This is a genomic window from Agromyces solani, assembly GCF_058349925.1.
Genome location: NZ_JBYRER010000003.1, coordinates 259585 through 285292 on the forward strand (window position 1 = coordinate 259585; position 25708 = coordinate 285292).

A 25708-nucleotide genomic window follows, 5' to 3' on the forward strand; every position below is an offset into this window, starting at 1 on the left:
CCGGGCACCCCGATCACACGACACCCCCGGTCGACCACCACACCTCGCCGGGCACCCCGATCACACGACACCCCCGGTCGACCACCACACCTCGCCGGGCACCCCGATCACACGACACCCCCGGCGCAGGCGCGGGCGCCTCGCGCGGGCGGGGCGCCGGGCGCCGGGATCACGCGACACGCGGGGTCGAGCGCCACCCGTCCCGGGCGCGAGTCGCCGAAGATCGCGCTCCACCGAGTGCGAGTCGCCGAAAAATGCGCTTCGCCGAGCGGTGAAGAGCACTTTTCGGAGACTCGGCGGTGCGGGCGCCACTCGCCACTCGCCACTCGCCACAAAGTGTCGTTCGCGGAAGAGGGAAGAGCACTTCATGGAGACTCGCGGTCGAGCCCCGCGGTTCGCGTCGGTCGGGCCCCCACGGCAGTTCTCGTCGACCGAGACCCCACGCGGTGGCTGTCGTCGACCGGGCTCGCGCCCGCGGCTCTCGTCCGCCGGGGCCCCGCGCGGCGGTTGTCGTCGGCCGGGGTCGGACGCGGCGGCTCTCGTCGGCCGGGCTCGGACGCGGCGGCTCGCGGCGGCCGGGGTCGAGCGCCGCGGTTCTCGTCGGCCGGGCTCGGGCCCGCGGCTCTCGTCGGCCGGGGCCCCGCACGGCGGCTCTCGTCGGTCGGGCTCCGGCCCCGCGGTTCGCGTCGGCCACGGGGCCGGACCACGGGGCCGGGGCCGGGGCCGTGGGGCGCAGCCCCCTCGTCCGACGGGCGACCCGGAGGGCGAGCCCCGATCAGCTGATCGCGGCGCCCGCGAGCGCCGCGAGGGCACGACGGTCGGGCTTGCCCGAGGCGAGCAGCGGCCAGGGGTCGGCGACCACGATCCGCACGGGTCGCGCCGCCGGGCCGAGGCCCGAAGCATCCGTCGTCTCGCGGAGGCGCCCGAGCTCGAACTCCTCATCGCCGACCACGACGCCCACCGTGCCCGCGCTCACGACCACCGCCGCGCGCTCGCCCCACTCCGCGTCCGACACCGCGACGACGACGGCGTCGCCGTAGCCCGGCAGGCGGCGCACTGCTCGCTCGACCTCACCGAGCACGACCTTCACGCCGCCCGAGATCATGACGTCGTCGGCGCGTCCGCGCACGCGCAGCCGGCCGGTCGCCTCGTCGAGTTCGCCGAGGTCGCCGGTTCGGTACCAGCGCACGCCGCGGTCGACGACGAAGGCCGACGCGGTGCGCTCGAGGTCGTCGAGGTAGCCGTCGGCCAGGCTCGAGCCGCTGAGCTCGATCGTGCCGCTCCGGCCGGGGCGGCCCGACGCGTCGACGAAGCGGATCCGGGTGTCGCCGATCGGCTCCCCGTCGTACACGCAGCCGCCCGCGGTCTCGCTCGAGCCGTACGTGCGCACGATGCGCGCGCCGAGCGCGTCGGCACGGGCCGCGACGTCGGCGCCGAGCGCCTGCCCGCCGACGAGGATCGCGTCGAACGACCGCAACGCCGCCGCGATGAACGCGTCGCGCTCGGCCGCCTCGACGACCCGTCCGAGCTGCACCGGCACGAGCGACGTGTAGTGCGGCACGTCGGGCAGCATGCGGGCGGATGCCTCGGCGAATGCGGCAGGTCGGAACGCGCCGTCGGCTGCTGAACCGTCGGCTCCGCCGCCGAGCACGATCGTCTCGGTGCCGGCGAGGATGCCCCGCACGAGCACCTGCGCGCCGGCGATGTAGTGGCCCGGCAGGGCGAGCAGCCACTGCCCCGGCCCGCCCAGTGCGTCGTGGGTGGCATGGGCGCTCGCCTCGAGCGCGTCGGCCGACAGCACGACGCGCTTCGGCCGGGCGGTCGACCCGCTCGTCTCCACGACGAGCGCGACCCGGTCGCCGACCTCGCCGGGACGATCGCCGGAGCGCTCGCCGCCCTCCACGGCGGGCCCGGCGGAGACAGCGGGCACGGGCCAGACGGCCGGGCCGCCGGCGAGCGCCTCGGCGAGCGCGACGGTCAGCGCCGAGACATCCGACGCCGTAACCTGCACGAGCGGTTTCATGTAACCGGCCGAGTCAGAAGTGCCACGGATAGGGTCCCCAGTCGGGGTCGCGCTTCTCGAGGAACGAGTCGCGACCTTCGACCGCCTCGTCGGTGCCGTAGGCGAGCCGGGTCGCCTCGCCGGCGAAGACCTGCTGCCCGACCATGCCGTCGTCGACCGCGTTGAACGCGAACTTCAGCATGCGGATCGCGGTCGGCGACTTCGTGAGGATCGTGCGGGCCATCGCGATCGCCTCGCGCTCGAGCTCGGCGTGCGGCACGACCCGGTTGACGGCGCCCATCTCGTAGGCGCGGTCGGCCGAGTACTCCTCGGCGAGGAAGAACACCTCGCGCGCGAACTTCTGCCCGATCTGGCGCGCGAAGTACGCCGAGCCGTAACCGGCATCGAAGGAACCGACGTCGGCGTCGGTCTGCTTGAAGCGCCCGTGCTCGCGCGACGCGATCGTCAGGTCGCAGACCACGTGCAGCGAGTGGCCGCCGCCCGCCGCCCAGCCGGGCACGACTGCGATAACGACCTTCGGCATGAACCGGATGAGCCGCTGCACCTCGAGGATGTGCAGCCGCCCGACCGCGGCGTGCCCGTGCGGGTCGGCCGTGCCGCCCGCGCCGTCGACGATCGCGGTCTCGGCGTCGGAGTACTTGTACCCGTCGCGGCCGCGGATGCGCTGGTCGCCGCCGGAGCAGAACGCCCAGCCGCCGTCCTTCGGGCTCGGGCCGTTGCCCGTCAGCAGCACGACGCCGATGCGCGGGTTCGTCCGCGCGTCCTCCAGGGCGCGGTAGAGCTCGTCGACCGTGTGCGGCCGGAAGGCGTTGCGCACCTCGGGCCGGTCGAACGCGATGCGCGCGATCCGGCCGTCGAGCGAGTGGTGGTAGGTGATGTCGGTGAACGACGCCGCGGCCGGAGCATCGGCCCACGCGCTCGGATCGAACAGTTCGGAGACCTCGGCGCTCATGCCGTCCAGCCTATTCGGCCTCGCCGCGCGCGGCCCACGGCGGCAGCGCCGTCAGACCCCGGTGCCCGTCGCCCCGGCGAGCATGCCCGTCACGAGCGCGTACGCCATGGTTCCGACGGTGAGTGCGCCCCATACGAGCGGGATCGCCGCCGCGATGACGACGAGGATGCCGCCGATGCCGATCGCGAGGTTGCGGCCCGTCGACTCCGCGGGCACCTCGGTCGTCTGGAGCCCGATCTCGTCGATGCCGCCTTCACCCATGCGTTCCACCCTATTCGCGCCGCTGCGCCGGATGCCAGACTTGGCCCATGCCGCCGACCGCCCCCGCTGCACTTCCCGCGCTCGATGACCTGCTCGCCACCGCACGGGTCGTGGCGCTGCCGCTCGTGACCCGGTTCCGCGGCATCGACGTGCGCGAGGCGATGCTCGTCGAGGGCCCCGAGGGATGGACCGAGTTCAGCCCGTTCGCCGAGTACGACGACGACGAGGCATCCGCCTGGCTGGCCGCGGCGATCGACTACGGCTGGAACGCGCCGCCGCCCGCCCTGCGCGACCGAATCCCGGTGAACGCGACCGTGCCGGCCGTCGACCCCGACAGCGTGCCCGCGGTGCTCGCACGGTTCGCCGGCTGCCGCACGGCGAAGGTGAAGGTCGCGGGCTCCGACCAGACGCTCGCGCAGGACGTCGCGCGCGTGCGCGCCGTGCGCGAGGCCCTCGGCCCCGAGGGGCGCGTTCGCGTCGACGCGAACGGCGGCTGGAACATCGACGAGGCCGAGCACGCCATCCACGCGCTCGCGCCGTTCGACCTCGAGTACGTCGAGCAGCCGTGCGCGACGGTCGACGAGCTCGCCGAGATCCGCCGGCGCACGAAGTACATGGGCATCCCGATCGCGGCCGACGAGAGCGTGCGCCGCGCCGACGACCCGCTCGCGGTCGCCGAGGCCGGCGCCGCCGACCTCCTCGTGATCAAGGCGCAGCCGCTCGGCGGCATCCGCCGGGCGCTCGCGATCGTCGCCGAGGCGGGCCTGCCCGTCGTCGTCTCGAGTGCGCTCGACACGAGCGTCGGGCTCGCCATGGGCGCGCGGTTGGCGGCGTCGGTGCCCACGCTCGAGTTCGACTGCGGGCTCGGCACCGCGTCGCTGCTGGCGGCGGATGTCACGGGGGCGCCGCTCCTCGCCGAGGGCGGGTCGATCGGGGTGCGGCGGGTCGTTCCCGACCCCGCGCTGCTCGACCGCTACGCCGCCTCCGAGGACCGGGTCGACTGGTGGATGGAACGCGTCGGCCGCTGCCACGAGGTGCTGCTGCGCGACGCGCGGTGACCCCCCGAATGCGGGCATAACCGGCACCGTCGGTTAGGTTTGCCGAGTCTGCCGATTTCCGACACGAAAGCCATCGATGACTTCACCACGACGACGTCTCACCCTACTGTTCGCCGCCGCCGCAGCGGTCGCCGCCCTCGCCGGCACCATCGTGGGACCGGCCGCTCCCGCGACCGCGGCCTGGACCCCGCAGGTCGAGCGCCTCTCCGGCTCCGACCGGTACCAGACGGCGCTCTCGATCTCGAAGAAGTTCCCCACTGACCGGCCGCGGGTCTTCATCGCGACCGGCGAGGCCTTCCCCGACGCGCTCAGCGCCTCGTGGCTGGCCGGCGCGCTCGACTCGCCCCTCCTGCTCGTCCAGAAGAACACGATCCCGGCCGGCGTGGTCACGGAGATCAAGCGCCTGAAGCCCCGAACCATCGTCATCGCCGGCGGTACGGGCGCGGTGAGCAGGACCGTCGAATCCCAGCTCGCGAAGCTCGCCCCGGTCGATCGCGTCTCCGGCGCCGACCGCTACGAGACCAGCCGTCGCATGGCCGACTACTACCCCATCTGGGAAGACGGCGCCCAGTTCGTCGCCACCGGTCGGGACTTCGCCGACGCCCTCACGGCCGGGCCCGTGGCCGCCGACAACGGCGCCCCGGTGATCCTCGTCGACGGACGCCGCTCGTCGCTCGACGCCGCGACGAAGACGGCCATGGACCAGCACGACATCTACGTCTCGGCGATCATCGGCGGCACGGGAGCCGTCTCCTCCGGCATCGAGCGCCAGCTCAAGGGCATGATGGACCCAGCGGACGTCCTCCGCGTCTCGGGAGCCGATCGGTACGCCACGGCCGCGAAGCTCAACGGCCTCCAGTTCCCCGAGGACTACGACGTCGCCTACCTCGCCGTCGGCAAGAACTACGCCGACGCCCTCGCCGGTGGCCCCCTTGCGGCGAAGAAGGGCCCGCTCTTCCTCGTCCAGAGCACGTGCGTGCCCGGTGTCGTGCTCGACTCGCTCAACAAGGCCCAGCCCGCGAAGATCGTGCTGCTCGGCGGCAAGGGCGTGCTCAGCGACAACGTGGCGAGGCTCAAGCGCTGCGCCTGATCTCGGGCTCACCGATCGAGGGGTCGCGGCGATTCGCCGCGGCCCCTCGTCGATTCCGGGGCGTGGTCTCGATACGGCGCTGCGCGCCTACTCGACCGGCGGCGGCGCTGCGCGCCTACTCGACCGGCGGCAGCCGCTCAGCCCGTGATCGTGGCGCGCTCGAGGTAGGCCGTGATCGCGTCGCGGTTCTTGGCGAGGCATCCGATGCGCTGGTCGAGCTGCGCCCGTCGCTCGGCGAGCGACTCGGCCAACGCCCGCTGGATGACGGGCGTCTCGGGGTCGGCGACGCTCGCGAGGCACGGGAGCATGTCGAGGATCACCGCGGTCGGGATGCCCGCGTCGATGAGATCGCGCACCTGCCCGACCCGTTCGAGCGCCCCCTCGGGGTAGTCGCGGTAGCCGTTGCTCTCTCGCGTCGACGTGATGAGGCCTTGGGCCTCGTAGTAGCGGAGCAGCCGGGTCGACACCCCGGTCTGCGCGGCGAGTTCACCGATGCGCATGGCGCCTCCTCGAGATCGACTTGACCTTAACACTAGTGTCAAGGTTCGACACTGGCGCCATGGCTTCTCCGATCACCGCTTCAGCTCCCGTCGTCGACAGCCCGCCCCGGCGGGCGCGACTCCCCTACAACGGCCTGCTCGCGCTCGCCTCGATCGTCTTCGTCGGCGTCGTCACCGAGATCATGCCGGCCGGACTGCTGCCGCAGATGAGCGCCGACCTCGGCGTCACCGAGGCCCAGATCGGATGGCTCGTGGCCGCGTACGCGGTCACGACGGCGGTGACGGCCATCCCCCTGACCGCCCTCACCCGTGCGGTGCCGCGCAAGCGCCTGCTGCTCTCGCTCGTGGTGGGCTTCGCGCTCGTCAGCGGCGTCACCGCGATCGCCGGCGACTACACGACGATCCTCGTGGCGCGCACGATCGGCGGCATGCTCGCCGGGCTCCTCTGGGCGATCGCCGCCGGCTACGCCATGCGCATGGTCGAGCCCGAGCACTCGGGCCGTGCGCTGTCGGTCGCGATGGTCGGCACACCGCTCGCCTTCGCCTTCGGCCTGCCGATCGCGACGACCCTCGGCGCGGCGCTCGGCTGGCGGGCCGCGTTCGCCGTGCTCGCGGGACTCGCGCTCGTGCTCGCCGTGTGGGCGGCGGTCGCGCTGCCCGCGTTCCCCGGCGAGCGGGCCGGCTCCCGGCCGCCCGGACTCCGCGCCGTGCTGCGGCTGCCCGGACTCGTCGCCGTGCTCGCGACGACCGCGGCCTTCGTGCTCGCCCACAACGTCGCGTACACCTACATCGCCCCGCTGACGGTGCCGGCCGGCCTCGACGCGCACCTCGATGTCGTGCTGCTCGTGTTCGGCGTGTTCGCGGTCGCGGGCGTGCTCGTCTCCGGCGCACTGGTCGACCGGCACCTGCGCACCATGGTGCTCGTCGCCGCCGCTGCGCTCGGCACGGCGATGATCACGATCGGATGCCTCGCCGCCGAGCCGATCGCCGTGTACGCCGCGGTCGCGCTGTGGGGTGTCGCCTACGGCGGTGCGCCGACGCTGCTGCAGTCCGCTCCCGCGCGGATCGCGGGCAGTGCCGCCGACGTCGCGCAGTCGATGGTCGTCGCGACCTGGAACGGCTCGATCGCGGTCGGCGCCTTCATCGGCGGCCTCGTGCTCGAGGCGACGGGCGTCGCCGCACTGCCCTGGGTGGCGCTCGCGCTCGTCGCGATCGCCGCGCTCATCGCCGCGACCTCGCGGGCCGCGTTCGCGCCGCTGCGCTGATCGCAGGCCGTGGACGCTGACGGGGCGTGGTCTCGATACGGCGCTTCGCGCCTACTCGACCGACGGGGTCACGACGCTTCGCGCCTACTCGATCGACGGGAGTCACGGCGCTTCGCGCCTACTCGTCCCATGAGGCTCGACGGGCGTCGGCGTCAACCCCCAGCACTGGGTGCAGCATCCGGGTCGAACGCCACCGGGATTCAGGGTGCACACCGATGTCCGGCGCCGCCCGACCCGCGACGGTGGAGATCGTGCGTGCGCGCCGCGCCCGCACGAACCGATTTCCACCCGAAGGAGACCAGATGTTCAAGAAGACCATGACCACGATCGGTGCGGGCGTCGCGCTCGCCGCGGCGGGCGTGCTCGCGAGCGGCACCGCCGCCTTCGCGCACGAGTGTTTCAACCCGAACCGCTCGGAGCAGGGCAACGCCGGCGCGTCGAACTCGCAGTCCTGGCTGACCGTGCATGTCGAGGAGCTCACCGCCGGCCTGCCCGAGGCCGACGCCGAGTGCGTGCTCGACGCGTACGCCGCCACCGGGGCGCCGACGTCGTTCACGATCATGGTGAAGGGTGCCGTCGGCCAGGACGGCACGATCGCCTCGAACAACCCGCACGCCGACAAGGCCGGCGACGGCTCGGGCATCGACGAGGTCTTCGCCGCGCACGGCGACGACATCGTCGGCAGCTTCGCGGAGTGCGGCGTCGAGATGCCGTTCTGACGAGTCGCGGCGTAGCCCGTCCCGCCGGTTGAGTAGCGCCGCGCGCAGCGCGACGCGTATCGAAACCCGGTGACCTGTCTCGAGACCGGCTCACGGGGTTTCGATACGCGTCCGACTTCGTCGAGCGCTACTCGACCAGCGCGGCGACTACCAGAGCACGAGCGGCACTGGCATGGTCGACGAGTTCGCGTAACCGTCTCCGCCGGTGAACTCGCCGCGCAGGAGGTGCAGCCCCGCGGGCAGCTTCGGCAGCTTGACGTTCACGCGGCCGTCGTCGCCGGCGGCGAGCACGAGCTCGGCGAGCTTCGTGTCGCCCTCGTAGATCGCGAAGGTGCCGACCGGCGCCGAGCCGTCGACCGCGACGACCTTGCCGACGTACTTCACGACCGAGCCGGCCTTCGCGAGCGACTTGCTCGGCGCACCGACGGCGATCGTCGCGACCGCGGGCGGCGGCTGCTCGTCGACCAGCACGGCGACGCTCCGAGCGGGCACGGTGACCGTCCCGGTCGAGGCATCCCACGTCGTCTGCTTCACGACCGCGTCGGAGCCCGACGCCTGCGCCTCGGCGAGCGCGAAGTCGCGGCCGGCGAGCCCGGTGACGCGCTCCGACACCGCCGACGGCGACGCGTTGAACACGACCAGGGCGCCCTCGAGCTCGGGGTCGACGTCATCGCCCACGAGGTCGTCGACCTGCATGACGATCACGCCGGGCGTCGCGTCGGGTCCCGAGTTCGGGAACGACACCTTCTGGTCGATGAGCTCCGCGGAGCCCAGCTGCAGCAGGTCGACCGACGAGCGCACGCGCAGCAGGTCGAGCGCGGATGCCTCGGCGGCGGCCATGTCTGCGGCGGTGGGCTTCAGCGCGGGGTCGGCCAGGAGCGGCTCCATGATCGACCACTTGCCGCCGTTGTCCGCCTCGCCCGGCAGGCCCGAGCCGAAGGTCGACTCCTGACCGGTCCAGTCGATCCGGTTGAACCAGTCGCCCGAGTTGTAGCTGTTGCGGTCGAGCGACTTCGAGCGCAGCAGCTCGGTGCCGGCGTGCCAGAACGAGGGCGACTGCGAGAGCGTCACCGTCGCGAGCGACAGCGTGTTCATGCGCACGCGGTCGGCCATCGGGGTGTCCTGCGGCAGCTTGAACACCGAGAGGTCGTAGAGCGTCTCGTTGTCGTGGGCGTCGACGTAGTTGATGACCTCGTCGGGCTCGTCGGCGTAGCCTGCGGGCGCGCCGCGGTAGTCGAGCTCGTCGCCGCGCACCGTCTCGCCCGAGGCATCCTCGAGCTCGTAGGCGCGCAGGTTGCCCGCGAGGCCGAGCTTCACGAGGTCGGTCTGGTGCCCGAGGTCGGCGAGCTGGTCGGCCTGCGACGGGGTGCCCGGTCGCCCGTTGGGGTCGGTGCCGAGGCCCGTGCCGAAGCCCTGCTGGAACGTCGACGAGCCGTCGACGGGGCTGCCGCCGTGCACGGCGTCGCGCAGCCGGTCGTTGAAGGTGCCGATGCCGGTGCCGCCGAGCTGGCCCTGGGTCGCCTGCTCGAAGAGCGCGTTGTTCGCGACCTCGCCGAAGTTCCAGCCCTCGCCGTAGAGGTAGACGGCCTTGCCGTCGACTCCGTCCTGCTCGAGGGTGAGCTCGTCGAGCGCGGCGCGCACGGCAAGCATGTTCTCCTTCGAGTGGTGGCCCATGAGGTCGAAGCGGAACCCGTCGACCTTGTACTCGCGAGCCCACAGCACGACCGAGTCGACCATGAGCTTCTGCGCCGCCTCGTGCTCGGTCGCGACGTTCTGGCAGCACGTCGAGGTCTCGACCGCGCCGACGGCGTTGAGCCGCTGGTAGTAGCCGGGCACGATGCGGTCGAGCACGCTCTTGCCGCCCTGGCCCGCCTCGGCGGTGTGGTTGTACACCTCGTCGAGCACGACCTGCAGGCCGTCGGCGTGCAGCGCGCCGACCATCTCGCGGAACTCCGCGACGCGCGCGCCGCCCTCGGCGTCGACGGCGTACGAGCCCTCGGGCGCCTGGTAGTGGTACGGGTCGTAGCCCCAGTTGAAGCCATCGGCGTCGCGCACCTGCTGGATGCACGCCTGCTGCTCGGCCGAGGCGGGCCCGTACGAGGCGAGGTCGCAGTCGGGCACGGCCTGCGCGTCGCGGCGCTCCTCGATCGTGGCGAGGTCGAACGTCGGCAGCAGGTGCACCGTGTTGATGCCCGCGTCGGCGAGTTCGCGCAGTTGCGCCGTGCCGGCCGAGTCGCGCGTGAAGGCGCGGTAGGTGCCGCGCTCGGCCTCGGGCACGGTCTCGTCGCCGATCGAGAAGTCGCGCACGTGCAGCTCGTAGATCGCCCGGTCGACCGGGCGCTCGACGATCGGAGCCGGGGTCTCCGCCCACTGCTCGGGCGCGAGGGCCGGGTCGTCGAGGTCGACGACGACGGTGCGCGCCGAATTCGTCGTAAGGGCTACGGAGTACGGGTCGGTGACCGAGTTCGTCTCGATCTTCCCCGTCGTGGGCGCGTACACCTCGACGCGCCAACGGTACTCGTCTCCCTTCGCGAGGGATGCCTCGGGCACGGACCAGGCGCCGGTCTCGGCGTCGAACGTCGCGTCGAGGAGCTCGGGCTCTGCACCCGCGTCGGCACCGGCCGCCCATCGCTCGAGCTGCACCGACTGCGCGGTCGGCGCCCAGACGGTCGCGGTCGCCGCGGCGGCGTCGCCGCTGCCCGACCAGTGCGTGCCGAGCGTCTCGTCGGCGAGCGCACCAGCGTAGAGGTCGTCGAGCACGCCGGGCACCTGCACGCCCGTGAACGCGGTCAGGTCGTCGCCGACCCGCTGCGCGACGGCGAGCTGCTCGGTGAGGAGCCCCGCGACGTCGCTGCGGTCGAGTCCGACCGGTTGCAGCGCGAGGGAACCCTTCAGCGCGGGGAAGCGCTCGAGCTGCGCGTCGGTGAGCCCATCGGGATCGAGCGCGAGCTCGACCGCTTCGCCGCCGCCGGTCACGGCGCCGTCGGCCACGTCGAGGCCCGCGTCGGCCGCGTGCTCGATCGACCACGAGGCATCCTGCGCCGCCGCGCCGCCGAGCAGGTCGGCCGGCCAGGCGAGGGTGTCCTCGTCGACCCAGTGCGCGCGCGACTGGCCCGTGCCCGCGAGCGGCGGGTCGGAGACGACGATCTCGAGCACGTGCGTCGCGAGCGTGTACCGGAACTCGACGAGCTTGCCGCCCGTCGCGCTGAACGTGTAGTTCGCGCCGCCCGGAGCGCCGCCGACGCCGTAGTTCTCGTCCCAGCTGAGGCCGTGCGCGACCTTCACCTCGTACGAGCCGTCGGGGATCTTCGTGGTCGCGAACGTGTAGACGCCGTCCTTGTCGCCGTCCTGCATGAGCGAGGCGAGGCAGTCGGGCGCCCAGTCACCGGGGCAGCCGATCTCCTGCTGGAAGCTGCCGGGCAGCGTGACGACGGGGCCTTCGGCGGTCGACGAGACGACGTGCGTCTCGGGGTTCCAGTAGAACGTGATCGGCTTCGTGCCGTCGGTCGAGTAGGCGATGTTGCCGCCGTTCTGCTCGCCGTTCGCGCCGTAGTTGACGTCCCAGCTGCCGTTGAGCGCGACCTTGTACTCGTAGTCGCCGGCGGGCACGTCGAAGGTGCCCGAGTAGATGCCGTCGGCGCGCAGCGTGAGCTTCGCGGCCTCGCAGCCCGGCGTCCAGTCGCCGGCGCAGCCCATCTCGCTGTTGTGCGAACCCGGCACCGTGACGAGGTCGATCGGCTGCTCGGGCTCCTCGCCGCCGTCGGCGAGGTTCACGGCGTTGCCGACGCTTGCGTACGTCGAGGCCGCCGAGCGGTTGCCCGCGGCGTCGGTCGAGATCGCGCGGTACTCGAGGAGCGTGCCCTTCGCGAGGCCCTTCGTGTCGTGGAACACCCGCGGGCTCGTGTCCTCGGCGGTGCCGAGGAGGTGCCACGCGTCGTCGCCCGTCGCACCGGCGACGCGCCAGGCGAAGCTCGTCTCCTGCCAGGTCGAGTCGTCGACGTCGGCGGCGACGGCGCTCACGCCGGTCACGCCGGCGCCGGCGGCGGGCGACGCGACGGCGATCGCGGGCGCCGCCTCGGGCGCGCTCACCTCCCGGTCGGCGCGCAGCACGACGGCGCCGCGCGCGGGCACCTCGACGGAGACGACACCGTCCGCGTCGGCGACGACCGCCGGCCCGTCGGTGCCGTAGAGCGGCGCGAACGCGCCGTCATTCGTGAGCGTGGGCACGTTCACCGTGCGGGCCTCGTTCGCGTTGTTGGCCGCCACGAGGTACTCGATCTTCTCCGTGCGGTCGACCCGGCTGAAGGCGTAGACGCCGGCGCCGTCATCGACGTAGCGCTCGATCTGCGCGCCGGTGGCGAGCGCTGCGTGCGCCTGCCGCAGCTCCGAGAGCGCGGCGATGTGCTCGTAGAGCGGCGCATCCGTGCCGTAGCGGTCGACGCTGCCCGCCTGCTCGCCCGTCACGAGCTGCTGGTTCTGGTACTCGGCGACCTGGCTCGCGAAGAGCGACTGGCGCGCGTCCTTGTCGCCGCCGGGACCGGCGAAGCCCTGCTCGTCGCCGTAGTAGACGACGGGCTGGCCGCGGGTGAGGAACATCAGTTCGTGCGCGAGGACGTCGCGCTCGAGCGGGGCGTCGGTCGACTGCAGGAAGGAGCCGACGCGACCCATGTCGTGGTTGCCGAGGAACGTCGGCAGGGCGGTCGCCGACGAGTCGGGCGTCGTGTAGTAGTCGTCGCCCGCGAAGAGCGACTGCAGGTTCTTCGCCGAGTTGCCGGCGGCGAAGCTCACCGCCTGCGATTGGAACGTGAAGTCGAGCACCGAGCTCATGTCGGTGTCGCGCACGTAGGGGCTCAGCTTCTTGGGGTCGGCGTCGTAGACCTCGCCGAACATGAAGAAGTCGTCGTTGCCGGCGGCGTGCGCGTAGGCGAGCACCTCGGTCGCCCACTGCTCCCAGAACTCGAAGTTCACGTGCTTCGCGGTGTCGATGCGGAAGCCGTCGATGCCGAGGTCGATCCACGTGTCGTAGACGTCGACGAAGCCGTTCACGACGGTCGGGTGCTCGGTCATGAGGTCGTCGAGGCCGACGAAGTCGCCGTAGGTGACCGACTCGCCCTCCCACGTCGAGTCGCCGCGGTTGTGGTACAGCGTCGGGTCGTTGAGCCACGCCGGCACCTTGAGGTCGGCGTCGGCGGCCGGGATCGTCGGCGTGTACGGGAAGCTCGTCGCCGCGTCGAGGGCCGGGAAGTCGGCACCCGAGTCGGCACCCGCGAAGTCGGCCGGGTCGAACTCCGCGCCGGACGCGTCGCGGTACGGGCTCGTCGCCTGGTCGATGTACGAGTACTGCTGCTCCTCGTAGTCGATGACGTCGGCGGTGTGGTTCGTGATGATGTCGAAGTAGACCTTGATGCCGCGGTCGTGCGCGTCGTCGATGAGCGCCTCGAGCTCGGCGTTCGTGCCGAGGTGCGGGTCGATCTGGGTGAAGTCGGTGACCCAGTAGCCGTGGTAGCCGGCGCTCGCGTTCGCACCCTCGCCCTGCACGGGGCGGTTCTTGAAGCTCGGGGTGAGCCAGATCGCGGTCGTGCCGAGCCCCTCGATGTAGTCGAGCTTCGACCGCAGGCCTGCGAGGTCGCCGCCCTGGTAGAAGCCCTTGTCGGTGGGGTCGAAGCCCGTGGCGAGCCGGTCGCCCGTGAGGCCGCCCTGGTCGTTCGCGGGGTCGCCGTTCGCGAAGCGGTCGGTCATCACGAAGTAGAACGTCTCTTCGCTGCCGGGCTGGCGCACGGGTGCGGCGACGAGATCGGCATCGGATGCCTCGTCATAGGCGCCGCGCATGGCGGCCTCCGTCAGCTCGAGGCCGACCTTCTTGAGGTTGTCGTCGAAGACGACCCGAACGGCCGTGTCTCCCGCCACGGTCAGCGGGATGTTGTCGCCGCCGCCGTTGAGCCCGTACGCCTCGTCCCACGAGTCGTTCACGGCGACCTTGTACTCCCAGGAGCCGGCCGGCACCGTGAACTCGGCGGCGTAGACGCCCGCGGTCGCCGTCGGCGCGAGCTCGGTCTCGGCGCAGTCGGGCGCCCAGTCGCCGGCGCAGCCGAGCTCGGACTGCAGGCTGCCGACGAGGGCGAAGCTGCGGTCGTCGGCCGCCGCCGCGCTGAGGCCGAGACCGGGGGCGAAGCTCAGCGCCGTGACGGCGAGCCCTCCCACCAGCGCTGAGGCGAACCACCTGCGAGCGAGCGCGCGTTGCGTCATCCTTGACTCCCGATTCCCGGCACGACCTCGTGCCACCGACACTGCTCGCGAAGGTAGCAGCGCTCGCGCCGTTAATGCAAGCGTTTGCAATGCGGATGTCTCGTCGCGACATGATCGCCGGATTCCTGCTGCTCGGCACCGTGCAAACGCTGCCAGAATCATGGGTTCGTGGGTCGGCCGAGGAGCGCCCGAACGAAGGGGACGCGTACCGACGTCACCGCGGTCCGGCCCGGGCTGCCCTGGGCCGCCCCGGCCCGCCCCGCATGGGCACCTCTCCCCATCGCACCCCGCCCGCGCAGGACCTATGCTGCCTGCGGCGCGATCGACGGGCGCCACACCACCGATCGGAAGCAGCACATGACCCGAACCCGTTCCCGCCGCCTCGCCGCGACCGCCGCCGCGCTCCTCACCGCGGCCGCCGTCACCATGACCGCCGTCGCCCCGGCCTCGGCGGCCGTCTGGGAGCCCGGGGTGACCCGTCTCGGCGGCACCGACCGCTACCAGACGGCCGTCACGATCGCGGCGCAGTACCCGGCCGGCACCGACGCCGTCGTGATCGCGACCGGCGAGGCCTTCCCCGACGCGCTGAGCGTCGCGGCCCTCGCAGCCGAGCTGTCCAGCCCGCTCCTGCTCGTCCGCCGGAACGCGATCCCGGCCGGCGTCGCCGCCCAGATCGAGCGGCTCGACCCCGACCGCATCATCATCGCCGGCGGAACCGGTGCGGTCAGCGCCTCGGTCGCCACGCAGCTCGCCGCGCACGCCCCGGTGGAGCGCCTCGCGGGTGCCGATCGCTACGCGACGAGCCGCAAGATCGCGCAGTACTTCTACGGGGCCGACGACGAGCCCGCCGTCTACGACCTGCTCGCGACCGGGCGCGACTTCCCCGACGCGCTCGCCGCGACCCCGCTCGCCGTCGGCGCCGGGCCGATCGTGCTCGTCGACGGCAAGCGCTCGTCGCTCGACGCCGCGACGAAGCAGACGCTCGCCGCCACCCGCACGGACTGGGCTCTCATCGCCGGAGGCACCGGAGCGGTCTCGTCGGGCATCGGCAGGCAGGTCGCCGCGAGCTTCACCGACCCCGACACGACGCGGATCTCGGGTGCCGACCGCTACGCGACCGCGGTCGCGCTCAACGACTGGCTGTTCGCCGACCAGTACGACGTCGCGTTCCTCGCGGTCGGCACCGGCTACGCCGATGCCCTCTCAGGCGGGGCACTCGCCGGCACGATCGGCGCGCCGATCTTCCTCGTCGAGCGCAACTGCGTGCCGAAGGCCGTGAAGGACTCGATCACGAAGGCGCAGCCCGAGTACCTCCTGCTGCTCGGCGGCAAGGGCGTGCTCACCGACGACGTCGCGAAGCTGCGCGTCTGCAGCTGATCCGGTCGTCGCGGCGCAACCGCGACGAGGAACGGCGCCGCACCCGTGGGTGCGGCGCCGTTCGCCGTGCCGGTCGAGTCGTGCGCCGGCCATCGCCCTCGACACTCAGAGCAGCCGGGCGAACGCGCCGGCGCGGAACTGCTCCTCGCGCAGCCGCCGCGCCTCCTGCCGCAGCTGGTGCCGCCGCGCCAGTTCCTCGTGCTCGAGCTCGTGCTCGTGCTCGTGCGCAGCCGCGGTGCGCGTCGCACGGAACTCGGAGAGGCGCCGTGCCATCCATCCGAGCAGCGTCGAGCGGCGGGCCGGGCGGATCGCCGTCGATGCGGATGCGGCGAGTGCGGTGTCCATGATGATCCCCTGTCGTTCACGTGCCCGCCATCCGCGGGCCGTGAGACCATCCCACCGCGCGGCGCCCGACGGGGAATCGGCGAGCGCTACCGAGATCAGCCGCACTCGCTACCGAGATCACGACGAGAGCAGGTCGCGGTCCTCGGCGATCCGCACGGCCTCCTGCCGCGACGCGACGCCGAGCTTCGCGAGCACCGCCGCGACATGGCTGTCGACCGTGCGCACCGAGACCACGAGACGATCGGCGATCTCGGCGTTCGTGAGCCCGTCGGCGAGCAGCCGCAGCACGTCGAGCTGCCGATCGGTCAGGCCGTCGGGGTTACGGCGGGTGAGACTCGAAGGACCGCGCGGGATGCTGCGGACGCCCCGGTCGCGGAGGTCGGCCCTGACCCGCCGGGCGAGCGGCACGGCGCCGATCCGGTCGAGGATCGCGAGCGCCTCGAGGACGTCGGCTTCGTGGGGGCTCTCGGCGAGCGCGGATGCCTCGTGGTACGGCGCGCCGGCGGCTCGCCACGCCTCGGCGGCGCGGCGCCAGTCGCCGCGCGCCTGGATCGCGAACGGGTGCGGGTCGTCGTCGGCCACGTCGACCTCGTCGCCGGCGCGCCGCAGCACGTACGCCAGCTCCGCGCGCAGCGCCCGGGCGTCGCGGCGGTCGGCCACCTCGAACTCGGGTCGCGCGATCTCCCGTGCCGCATCGGGGTCGCCGCGGAGCAGCGCGGCCTCGGCCCTGGCGGCCGCCACCGGTCCGCGCCGCTGCAGCTCGCCGAGCTGTGCGGCGAGCCGGTGCGCTTCGTCGAGGATCGCGTCGGCGCCGTCGTCGCCGCGCCGGAGACCCACGGTGCCGGTCACCGTGAGCGCGACGCAGCGGGCGTGCGGCATGTCGGGCGGCGGGTCGACCCGTGCGAGCGCGTCGTCCCAACGGGCGCGGGCGAGGTCGAGCCGTGCCTGCTCCATGCGCTGGTACGTCGCGAACCCGATGAACTCCGACCGCTCGGTCAGCTCGAGCGCGCGGGTGAGGTGCCGTTCGGCGTCGGCGAGGCGGTACTGGTCGAGGAGCGCCCAGACGAGGTTGACGAACGCACGCGCGGCGTCTTCGATGTCGTCGATGCCGAGCGCCGCCTCGGCCGCCTCGAGGAGCTCGCCGACGCCGTCGTCGTCACCGACGAACAGCAGTCCAGTGCCGTGGTTGTTGAGCGCGTGCGAGAGCACTCGACGATCGCCCGTGCGGCGCGAGATCTCGATCGCCCGCCCCGCGAGGTCGAGCGCCCGGCTCGTGTCGTGCGCGAGCAGCGCGAGCTGCGCCTCGTTGCTGAGGGCCATCGCGTGGAGGCTCTCGTCGCCCACGTCGGCGAGCACGGCGGACGCCTCGCGCGCGGCGGCCTCGGCGTCGAAGCGGAGCCCGTCGAACCAGTCGAACCGCGAGAGCCACCGCAGGCTCGCGCCGAGCCGTCGTGCGTCGCCGAGCTCCCGTCGCAGCGCGACCGCCCTGGTCTGGGCGACCACCGCCGCGTGCGACGCGCCGACGGTGTACGACTCGATCGCGTACCCCTCGTGGAGCTCGACGAGCTCGTCCGCCGGGTACCGGTCGCGGTGGTCGAGCGCCGCGCGATAGTGCTCGGCCGCCTGGCGATGCGCACCCGACGCCGCGGCGTCGCGTGCCGCGCGCGGCGCCCACGCCACGATCGCGTCGATGTCGCCGGCGGCCCCGGCGTGGTGCACGAGCCTCGCCGGATCGGCCGTGCCTGAATCGAGCAGTGCGGCGAGCACGGCGCGCTCGAGCTCGATCCTCCGTGAGGCGGGCAGCGCGTCGACGACGGCCCGGCGCGTGAGTTCGTGCCGGAACCGCACACCGTCGGGCCTGACGTCGAGGAGGCCGCCCTCCTCGGCCGCGCGGAGCGCACCCGCTCCGCCGGGCACGAGCCGCCCGAGCAGCGCCGGGTCGACGGCCGACGGCACGACGGCCAGCTGCTCGACGTGGTCCTGCGTGAGCACGTCGAGCCGTCGCAGCCGCCCCGTGACGGCGTCGACGACCGTCCGCGGCACACCCGCTTCGTCGGCCGACGCGATGACCTCGCTCACGAAGTAGGGGTTGCCCGCGGTCGTCGCGAACACGCGGTCGGCGTCGAGCCCGCTGCCCGCGATGAGCGCGTCGACGGCGCCGGGGCTCAGCCGGTGCGGCGCGAGCCGGCCGACCCGGTCGCCGTGACCGAGGTCGCCGAGCAGCCTCCCGAGCGGGTGGTCGCGGTCGAGTTCGTCGCGATAGGTCACGACGAGGGCGGCCGGCAGTTCGTCGATACGCCGCGCGAGGAACCGCAGCGCGTCGAGCGTCGCCTCGTCCGCCCAGTGCACGTCTTCGATGACGAGCACCGTGCCCGAGGCATCCGACAGCTCGTCACGGAGGGCCGCGAAGACCTCTTCGCGTTCACCCGTGCGCAGCGCCTCGCCGAGCCGCGGGCCGACGGCCGACTCCAGGTCGCGCAGCGGCCCCAGCGGTCGGGGCGTCGACATGTCGTCGCACGCCCCGAGCAGCACGCGCACGCCACCGGGCGGATCGGCCCGGAGCGCGTTCACGAGGCTCGACTTGCCGATGCCCGCCTCGCCGTGCAGCAGCACCACCCGGCCGCGCCCCATCGACGCGTCGCTCGCCGCGGCGCGCAGCTCGTCGAGCTCACGATCGCGCTCGAGCAGCTCCCTGCCCATGCAGCGATCGTGCTCCCGGTCGCCCCGCACCGCAACCGTGCCCACCCTGAGGCTTCATCGCGCGAGTCGCCGAAAGGTGCTGCTCATCTCGGGACGAAGAGCACTTTTCGGCGACTCGAGAATGCGCGGCGGGTGATCAGCCCCCGGGACGGGGCGCGACGCGCGGCCCGGGCTCAGAGCCCCGAGTACGCGTGCAGGCCCTTGAAGAAGAGGTTGACGACGGTGAAGTTGAAGAGCACCGTCGAGAAGCCGATGATCGCGAGCCAGGCCGACCGCGAACCGCGCCAGCCGCGCGTCGCGCGCGCGTGGATGTACCCGGCGTAGACCACCCAGATGATGAAGGTCCACACCTCCTTGGTGTCCCAGCCCCAGTAGCGGCCCCAGGCGCGCTCGGCCCAGATGGCGCCCGCCATGAGCGTGAACGTCCAGAGGATGAAGCCGATGATCGTCACCCGGTAGGCGAGCGTCTCGAGGGTCGCCGAGTCGGGCAGCGTCGCGAGGAAGCTCTTCTTCACCGACTCGGCGCGCGCGACGATCGCCTCGCGCCGCGCCTGCATGAGCTGCACGACCGAGAGCGCGAAGCTCAGTGCGAAGAACCCGACCGACGCGGTCGCGACGAACACGTGGATGACGAGCCACGCCGACTGCAGGGCCGGCGGCAGCGGCACGACCGAGACGTAGAAGTTCACGGTCGCGACGCCGAGCAGGATGAGCACGAGCCCGGTGACGAACGTGCCGAGGAACCGCAGGTCGTGCTTGGCGAACAGCAGCACGACGAGGTACACGGTCGTGATGACGAGCGTGCCGGTGAGCGCGAACTCGTACATGTTCGCCCACGGCACCCGCTCGGCGGCGAGGCCGCGCAGCACGTCGGCCGTGAGGTGCAGGAGCCACGCGACGACCGTCATCGCGACGGCGACGCGCAGCGCGGGCGAACGACCGTAGTCGACGGTCGCGCCGTCGTCGAGGGCGCTCTTCCAGCGCGAGCGGCGACCGCCCGCCGCAGCCGCATCGGTCGAGCCGGATGCCTCGGCCGGAGTCGGAGCAGCGGTCGACGCCTTCGCGGCGGCAGCCGCCTGCAGCACGCCCACGCGCTCGCGCTCGCCCGTCGCGGCGGCGGCGTCGCCCGAGGCATCCACCGCCGCATCGGCCGCCGCCGAAGCCGCGGCGCCGCGCTTCGCGAGGTCGATCGCGTAGGCGATGAACGCGATCGCGTACACGGCCATCGCCGAGTAGACGCAGAGGACCGAGAGTTCGTCGAGGGTGGGCACGTGACTACCTTACGTCGTGGGTTTCGCGGTGTCGTCTGGGGATTCGGCGGCGGCGGCCGATGCGGGCGCCGCGTCGTCGGTGTCGTCGGGCACGGGCCCGGCGAGCCGGTCGGCGAACGCCGCGACCGCCTGCTCGAGGTTCGGGTCCTCGCCGCGGGCGAGCCCGGCGAACTCGAGCACGCGGGTGCCGTCGCGGCGCGTGGCGACCTTCATCCACATGCGGCGGCGCGGCACGAAGAGCGAGAGCAGCAGCCCGCCGAGGATGAGGATCGCGAACACGAGGACCCAGCCCTGCGTCGGGTCGTGGTGGATGTCGAACGACGCGAACCGCTTCACCGCCGTGTCGAACGCGCGGTCGTCGGTCGGCACCGCGTCGGTGCGGTCGGCCGCGACCTCGGCCGCCGGGGCGGCCCCGTCGCTGTCGTCGACGAACTCGACCGTGCCGCGCCCGCCGGGCAGCTCGGTGACCTGGCCGGGCATGAGTTCGATCGAGGCGACGTCGGTGTTGCGCCCGTTGAGCTGCGTCATGTCCGACGGGTCGAGCGTGTAGACCGAGGTCGGCTTGCCGGCGTCGATGCCGAGGTCGCCCTCGTAGACCGTGAGCGACAGCACGGGGTAGACGAGGTCGGGATACGTCGAGGCCGACGCCCCGTTGTCCATCGTCTCCTGCGTCGGGTAGAAGAGGCCGATCATGCCGAGCTGGTCGTCGAGCCCGTCGGTCACCTTGACGACACCGATCGAGAACAGGTTCGCGTCCTGCGGCAGGAACGGCACGGCGTCGTCGAAGACCACCTCGCCCGACGGGTCGCGCACGACGATGTGCGGCGCGTAGCCGTTGCCGAGCAGGTACACGTCGGTGCCATGGGTGCGCAGCGGGTCGTTGACCTTGACCGCGCCCTCCTCCACGGCGTCCGACTGGTCGGTCACGGTGACGTGAGCGGTGAAGTCGATGGGCTGGCCGAGCGCGTCCTGGTTCTGCGTCTCGTACACGGCGTCGAGCTCGCCGAGCGAGAGCTTGTACGGGTCGAGTTCGCTGTCGCTGAAGAAGCGGCCGGGGTTGAACGAGTCGAACGCGGCGAGCGTGTTGACGAACGACTGCCCCTCGACGATGACGCGCTGGCCGGCGAAGCCGAACCCGCCGCCGACGCCGACGGCGACGAGCACGCCGAGCATCGCCGTGTGGAACACGAGGTTGCCGGTCTCGCGCAGGTAGCCGCGCTCGGCCGACACGCTCGGGTCGCCCCGCAGCTCGTACGGCTCGACGCGGTACCCCTGCTGCTTCAGCATCTTGGATGCCTCGGCCACCGCCGTCTCGGCGTCGACGCCGTCGGGGAGGGCCCGCTCGGTGTAGCCGGCGAGTCGGTTCAGCCGGGCCGGGGTGCGCGGCGGCCGGGCGCGGAGCGCCTCGAAGTGGTGCTTCGTGCGCGGGATGATGCACCCGATGAGCGACACGAACAGCAGCAGGTACACGGCCGAGAACCAGGCGGACGTGTAGACGTCGAACATCTGGAACCGGTCGAGCACCGGCGCGAGGTCGGGGTTGTCGGTGAAGTACTGGGTGACGCCGTTCGGGTCGCTCGAACGCTGCGGCACGAGCGATCCGGGCACCGCGGCGATCGCGAGGAGCAGCAGCAGCAGGATCGCCGTGCGCATGCTCGTGAGCTGCCGCCAGCCGAAGCGCAGCCAGCCGACGAAGCCGAGCTTCGGCTGGGCGATGCCGTCGCCGCCGTCGCCCGGGGCGAGCGCCTCGGGCTCGGGCGAGTCGATGTGATCGGCCGGCCGCAGTGGGTCGACGCCGTGGGTGTCAGAGGACGAGGTCGATGCCACTCATCACTCCCTGCAGGTCGCTCATCCAGGCGGTCCAGAGGCCCGACACCATGATCAGGCCGATCACGATGAGCAGGCCGCCGCCGATGAGGTTGATGGTGCGGATGTGCCGGCGCAGGAACGCCAGCGACCCCGTCATCCAGCCGAAGCCGAACGCGACGAGGAGGAAGGGGATGCCGAGGCCGATGCAGTACGCGAGGCCGAGCACGACGCCCCGGCCGACCGACTCGCTGTTGAGGCTCAGCGTGAGCACCGCGGCGAGCGCGGGGCCGATGCAGGGGGTCCAGCCGAGGCCGAAGACGACGCCGAGGAGCGGCGCACCTGCGAGCCCGGTCGCCGGGCGCCAGCTCGGCTTGAACTGGCGCTGCATGAAGGTGAACTGGCCGATGAAGACGAGGCCCATGCCGATGAGCACGACACCGAGCACGCGGGTGATCGGGTCCTGCCAGGCGCGCAGCCATGCGCCCGCGGCACCGGCGAGGGCCGCGTAGATGAGGAACACGACCGTGAAGCCGGCGACGAAGAGCAGCACGCCCAGGAGCAGCCGACGGCGATTGCGGCGCTCGGTCGCGGCGTCGGCCGAGGCATCCGTGAACCCGCCGATGTAGCCGAGGTACCCCGGAACCAGCGGGAGGACGCAGGGCGAGAGGAACGAGATGACGCCCGCCGCGAGCGCGATCGGCACGGCGACGAGGAGTTGGCCGCTGTAGACGAGTTCCCCCGGCGACATCAGGCGTCCTGCCTGCGGGGCGCCGCGACGAGACAGCGCGAATTCCTGGCCGGCGACACGTCAGCTCTCCTCGAGCAGGCTGTCGACGAGCCCGCGGAGGATTGAGGCATCCTCGAGCTGGCCGAGCACCCGGGCGGCGACGCGGCCCTGCTTGTCGAGCACGAGCGTCGTCGGCACCGCGGCCGGCGGCACGTCGCCCGCGAACGCGAGCTGCACGTCGCCCTCGTTCACGTCGAGGATCGACGGGTAGTCGACGCCGTAGGTCTCCTCGAAGGCGGTGGCGTTGCCGGCCTGGTCGCGCACGTTGACGCCGACGAACGAGACACCGTCTTCGCCTTCGCCGTAGTGCTCGTAGACCTCCTCGAGGATGGGCGCCTCGACCCGGCACGGGGCGCAGCCCGCGTACCAGAAGTTCACGACCGTGACGTCGCCCGCGGAGTCGGCCGAGTCGAACTCGCCGCCGTCGGCGGTCTCGCCCGAGAACACGACGGGCTCGCCGCGCGAGCCCTCGTCGAACTCCGAGATGCTGCCGTCACCGGCGATGTAGTTCTTGCCGCTGCCCTCGCGGAACTGCTCGGCGAGCGGGTCGCTCGTGCAGCCCGTCAGCAGCAGCGCGGTCGCCGCGGCGAGCGCGACGATCCCGACCGTCGGTCGAGTAGCGCCGCGCGCAGCGCGACGCACCTCCGTCGGTCGAGTAGCGCCGCGCGCAGCGCGACGCGTATCGAGACCACGTGCACGAACACGCATCACACCGCACCCACATCCGTCGCCTGTGCGGCGAGTCCCGCCGCGGGATCCGTGTATCCCACCTCGACGAAGCGGCGTCCGGCGGCACTGCCTGCGGCGCCCTGCATCTCGAGGGTCGTGATGCTCGACAGCGCGCAGCGTCGTCGCCGCGGGTCGTGCGAGAGTCGTTCGTCGGCGAGGTGGCGGTGCACCATCCAGATCGGCAGCTGGTGACTGACGATGACGACGTCGCCGCCGTCGGCCCCCGACCAGGCATCCTCGATCGCCGCCATCATGCGGGCCGCGATCGACCGGAACGGCTCGCCCCAGCTCGGCTCCCACGGGTTCACGAGCAGGCCCCAGTTGCGGATGTCGCGGAGCGCGCCGCCCGGACCGCGCATGCGCTTGCCCTCGAAGCGGTTCTCGGGCTCGATCACGCGTTCGTCGAGCGTCGGGGTGAGGCCGAACGCCGCGGCGATGGGCTCGCCCGACTGCTGGGTGCGCTGCAGCGGCGACGTGATGAGCGCGGCGACGGGACGCCCGCGTGCGACGAGGTCGTCGGCGGCGGCCTTCGCCATCTGGCGGCCGAGGTCGCTGAGCCCGTAACCGGGAAGACGGCCGTAGAGCACGCCCTGCGGGTTGAACACCTCGCCATGGCGCACGAGATGGATCTGCTCGGCCGGCACGGGTTCCAGTCTAGAGAGCCGCATCCTTTGAATCCGCCGAGACCTCCGTCGGTCGAGTAGCGCCACCCGGTCGGTCGAGTAGCGCCACCCGGTCGGTCGAGTAGCGCCACCCGGTCGGTCGAGTAGCGCCCGACGAAGGAGGGCGCGTATCGAGGCCACCGGGCCGCGGAGACAGCTCTCGACAACGCGACCACATCACCACACCGCCGACGACCACATGCCACATGACCACACGGCGGAGCGAGCGAGGCCCCGAGCGAGGCGCTCAGGAGGTGGACACGCCGTTCGCGAGCCCCTCGAGCAGCTGCAGTGAGGGCACGAAGAAGGTCGCGCCGGTCACGGCGGTCGAGACGTCGAGGAGTCGGTCGTGGTAACCGGGCGGGTCTCCGAGGAACATTCGCTGCAGCATCCGCTCGATCACCCACAGGCGGCGGGTGTACCCGATGAAGTACGTGCCGTACTCGCCGGCCGCGGGGCTGCCGAACGGCATGTTGTCGCGCAGGATCTCGAGCTCGTCGCCGTCGTCGTCGGTGATCGTCGCGAGCGTCTTGTGGGCGCGCTGCGGCTCGGTGTCGTCGAGTTCGACGTCATCGGCCTTGCGGCGGCCCATGACGGCCTCCTGCTGCTCGGTCGTCATCGCGTTCCACATGGCGAGGTCGTGCAGGTACTTCTGCACGACGACGTAGCTGCCGCCGGCGAACGCCTCGTCCTCGTCGCCGATGAGGGTCGCGTCCGCCATGCCGCGCCCCGTCGGGTTCGCAGTTCCGTCGACGAAGCCGAGCAGGTCGCGCGCGTCGAAGTAGCGGAATCCGTTGACCTCGTCGACGACCTCGACCGAGTCGCCGAGCTGCTCGAACAGCAGCCGTTCGAACTCGAAGCAGAAGTCGGGGCGCTCGGCGCGGATGTGGAACAGCAGGTCGCCCGGCGTCGACGGCGCCGTGTGCTTCGGGCCGTCGATGGCGACGAAGGGATGCAGCTCCGCGGGCCGATCGCTGCGGCCGAGCCGATCCCAGGCGCCGGATCCGATGCCGACGATGCACGAGAGGTTCGCCCCGAGGTCGCGGAACCCGACCGACTTCACGAGGTCGTCGATGCCGGCGACGACGTCGAGGGCGGTCTTCAGCTGCTCCGGGTTCGCGCCGATCGTCACGGTGACGAAGACGGCCGACCGCGAGAGCGGCGCGTCGACCTGCTGCGCGTCGAACGGGACCCGGCGGCCTGCTGCGTCCATCGTGTGCTCCCCCTCGGTCGGCGACGATCCTGCGGCCACCCTAGGAGATCGCCGTCGGCAGCGTCACGCTTTCTCGGTTAGAGCGGCGCGGCCCACCAGTTCGGGAGGAGCATGCCGAGCAGTATGCCCAGAAGCACGGCGGCGACGGTCGAGAGCACGAACGCGAGCACTGCCTCGACGAGTCGCTTGCCGCCTCGACGTCGGGCGTTCGCGATCGCCATCCCGCCCAGCATCGCCATCCAGACCGCGCAGCAGAGGACTACAGCAGTCAGCAGCGTCCACATGCTGAGCGAAGCGAAGCGATGGGCGATCGCCGGCATGGCGAACGCGACGATGACGAGAGCGCCGGCCGCCGCCAACGTGATCGATCCGCACACCAGCGACGCGACGGCGAGGTAGTTCGTCGGCGAATGCGGACTCAGGTCGCGATAGCTCGCGAAGTACCTTGCGATTTCGGAAGGCTCGGGCTTCGGCCGGAAGTCGGTGTCGGACCACCCTGAGCCGTCCCACCATCGCTCGAGATCGTGGGCTTCGGGATCTGGGTACCAGCCGGGGTGAGGCGGCAGCGTCACGATTCGTGATCCTAACCAGGATCGGTCGGTCGAGACATGTTGGGCTATTACAGGATGAGCTGACCACCACTCTCGCATGCGGGGGTGGCGGTCGGCTCATCCTGTTCCAGGTCGGCCCGGCGGGTGGTT

General features: G+C 72.2%; 19 protein-coding genes. 5 read left to right on the forward strand and 14 right to left on the reverse strand.

Annotated features, from left to right (window positions below; genetic code table 11):
* Positions 1-775: 775 nt before the first annotated feature.
* From AC3RJ7_RS13635 to AC3RJ7_RS13645, 3 genes are read right to left on the reverse strand one after another with little or no spacing between them, the layout of a single operon-like run.
* On the reverse strand, positions 776-2023 hold the full coding sequence (locus AC3RJ7_RS13635) for an AMP-binding protein (protein WP_491456396.1): 1248 nt from the start codon (positions 2021-2023) through the stop codon (positions 776-778).
* 13 nt (positions 2024-2036) lie between these two features.
* Positions 2037-2975 (reverse strand): 1,4-dihydroxy-2-naphthoyl-CoA synthase, encoded by a 939-nt coding sequence (locus tag AC3RJ7_RS13640; RefSeq protein ID WP_491456397.1) that lies wholly within the window; start codon positions 2973-2975, stop codon positions 2037-2039.
* Between the two features lie 51 nt (positions 2976-3026).
* On the reverse strand, positions 3027-3236 hold the full coding sequence (locus tag AC3RJ7_RS13645) for a hypothetical protein (RefSeq protein WP_491456398.1): 210 nt from the start codon (positions 3234-3236) through the stop codon (positions 3027-3029).
* A gap of 47 nt (positions 3237-3283) precedes the next feature.
* On the opposite strand from AC3RJ7_RS13645, the gene AC3RJ7_RS13650 reads away from it, so the two are divergent.
* Positions 3284-4294 (forward strand): o-succinylbenzoate synthase, encoded by a 1011-nt coding sequence (locus tag AC3RJ7_RS13650; protein ID WP_491456399.1) that lies wholly within the window; start codon positions 3284-3286, stop codon positions 4292-4294.
* Positions 4295-4370: 76 nt separating this feature from the next.
* A complete protein-coding gene (locus AC3RJ7_RS13655) occupies positions 4371-5384 on the forward strand; it encodes a cell wall-binding repeat-containing protein (RefSeq protein ID WP_491456400.1) in 1014 nt (337 codons plus the stop codon).
* Positions 5385-5521: 137 nt separating this feature from the next.
* On the opposite strand, the gene AC3RJ7_RS13660 is transcribed toward AC3RJ7_RS13655, so the two are convergent.
* Complete coding sequence (locus tag AC3RJ7_RS13660) at positions 5522-5884, reverse strand: MerR family transcriptional regulator (RefSeq protein ID WP_491456401.1); 363 nt, start codon at positions 5882-5884, stop codon at positions 5522-5524.
* A gap of 59 nt (positions 5885-5943) precedes the next feature.
* On the opposite strand from AC3RJ7_RS13660, the gene AC3RJ7_RS13665 reads away from it, so the two are divergent.
* Both AC3RJ7_RS13665 and AC3RJ7_RS13670 read left to right on the forward strand, forming a co-directional pair.
* Positions 5944-7149 (forward strand): MFS transporter, encoded by a 1206-nt coding sequence (locus AC3RJ7_RS13665; protein ID WP_491456402.1) that lies wholly within the window; start codon positions 5944-5946, stop codon positions 7147-7149.
* Between the two features lie 302 nt (positions 7150-7451).
* Positions 7452-7868 (forward strand): hypothetical protein, encoded by a 417-nt coding sequence (locus AC3RJ7_RS13670; protein ID WP_491456403.1) that lies wholly within the window; start codon positions 7452-7454, stop codon positions 7866-7868.
* 147 nt (positions 7869-8015) lie between these two features.
* On the opposite strand, the gene pulA is transcribed toward AC3RJ7_RS13670, so the two are convergent.
* Positions 8016-14114, reverse strand: coding sequence for a pullulanase-type alpha-1,6-glucosidase (pulA, locus tag AC3RJ7_RS13675; protein WP_491456404.1), 6099 nt, complete (start codon positions 14112-14114; stop codon positions 8016-8018).
* A gap of 357 nt (positions 14115-14471) precedes the next feature.
* Between pulA and AC3RJ7_RS13680 the strand changes: the two genes are divergently transcribed.
* Positions 14472-15491: a cell wall-binding repeat-containing protein gene (locus AC3RJ7_RS13680; RefSeq protein ID WP_491456405.1), complete on the forward strand. Its 1020-nt coding sequence runs from the start codon at positions 14472-14474 to the stop codon at positions 15489-15491.
* 105 nt (positions 15492-15596) lie between these two features.
* Here the strand turns inward: AC3RJ7_RS13680 and AC3RJ7_RS13685 are convergent, their stop codons facing one another.
* From AC3RJ7_RS13685 to AC3RJ7_RS13725, 9 genes are all read right to left on the reverse strand, one after another.
* A complete protein-coding gene (locus AC3RJ7_RS13685; protein WP_491456406.1) occupies positions 15597-15836 on the reverse strand; it encodes a hypothetical protein in 240 nt (79 codons plus the stop codon).
* 117 nt (positions 15837-15953) lie between these two features.
* On the reverse strand, positions 15954-18536 hold the full coding sequence (locus AC3RJ7_RS13690) for a helix-turn-helix transcriptional regulator (RefSeq protein WP_491456407.1): 2583 nt from the start codon (positions 18534-18536) through the stop codon (positions 15954-15956).
* Between the two features lie 173 nt (positions 18537-18709).
* On the reverse strand, positions 18710-19762 hold the full coding sequence (gene ccsB, locus AC3RJ7_RS13695; protein WP_491456960.1) for a c-type cytochrome biogenesis protein CcsB: 1053 nt from the start codon (positions 19760-19762) through the stop codon (positions 18710-18712).
* A 54-nt stretch (positions 19763-19816) separates the two neighbouring features.
* Positions 19817-21634, reverse strand: coding sequence for a cytochrome c biogenesis protein ResB (gene resB, locus AC3RJ7_RS13700; protein WP_491456408.1), 1818 nt, complete (start codon positions 21632-21634; stop codon positions 19817-19819).
* Positions 21612-22364 carry a cytochrome c biogenesis CcdA family protein gene (locus AC3RJ7_RS13705; protein WP_491456409.1) on the reverse strand — a complete coding sequence of 251 codons (753 nt, stop codon included), beginning with the start codon at positions 22362-22364 and terminating at the stop codon, positions 21612-21614. The genes resB and AC3RJ7_RS13705 overlap by 23 nt, the downstream gene beginning before the upstream one ends.
* Positions 22365-22424: 60 nt before the next feature.
* On the reverse strand, positions 22425-23045 hold the full coding sequence (locus tag AC3RJ7_RS13710) for a TlpA family protein disulfide reductase (RefSeq protein WP_491456410.1): 621 nt from the start codon (positions 23043-23045) through the stop codon (positions 22425-22427).
* Positions 23046-23110: 65 nt separating this feature from the next.
* Complete coding sequence (locus tag AC3RJ7_RS13715; protein ID WP_491456411.1) at positions 23111-23776, reverse strand: histidine phosphatase family protein; 666 nt, start codon at positions 23774-23776, stop codon at positions 23111-23113.
* Between the two features lie 265 nt (positions 23777-24041).
* Positions 24042-25007, reverse strand: coding sequence for a Dyp-type peroxidase (locus tag AC3RJ7_RS13720; protein ID WP_491456412.1), 966 nt, complete (start codon positions 25005-25007; stop codon positions 24042-24044).
* Between the two features lie 77 nt (positions 25008-25084).
* On the reverse strand, positions 25085-25579 hold the full coding sequence (locus AC3RJ7_RS13725; RefSeq protein ID WP_491456413.1) for a DUF2510 domain-containing protein: 495 nt from the start codon (positions 25577-25579) through the stop codon (positions 25085-25087).
* Positions 25580-25708 lie beyond the last annotated feature (129 nt).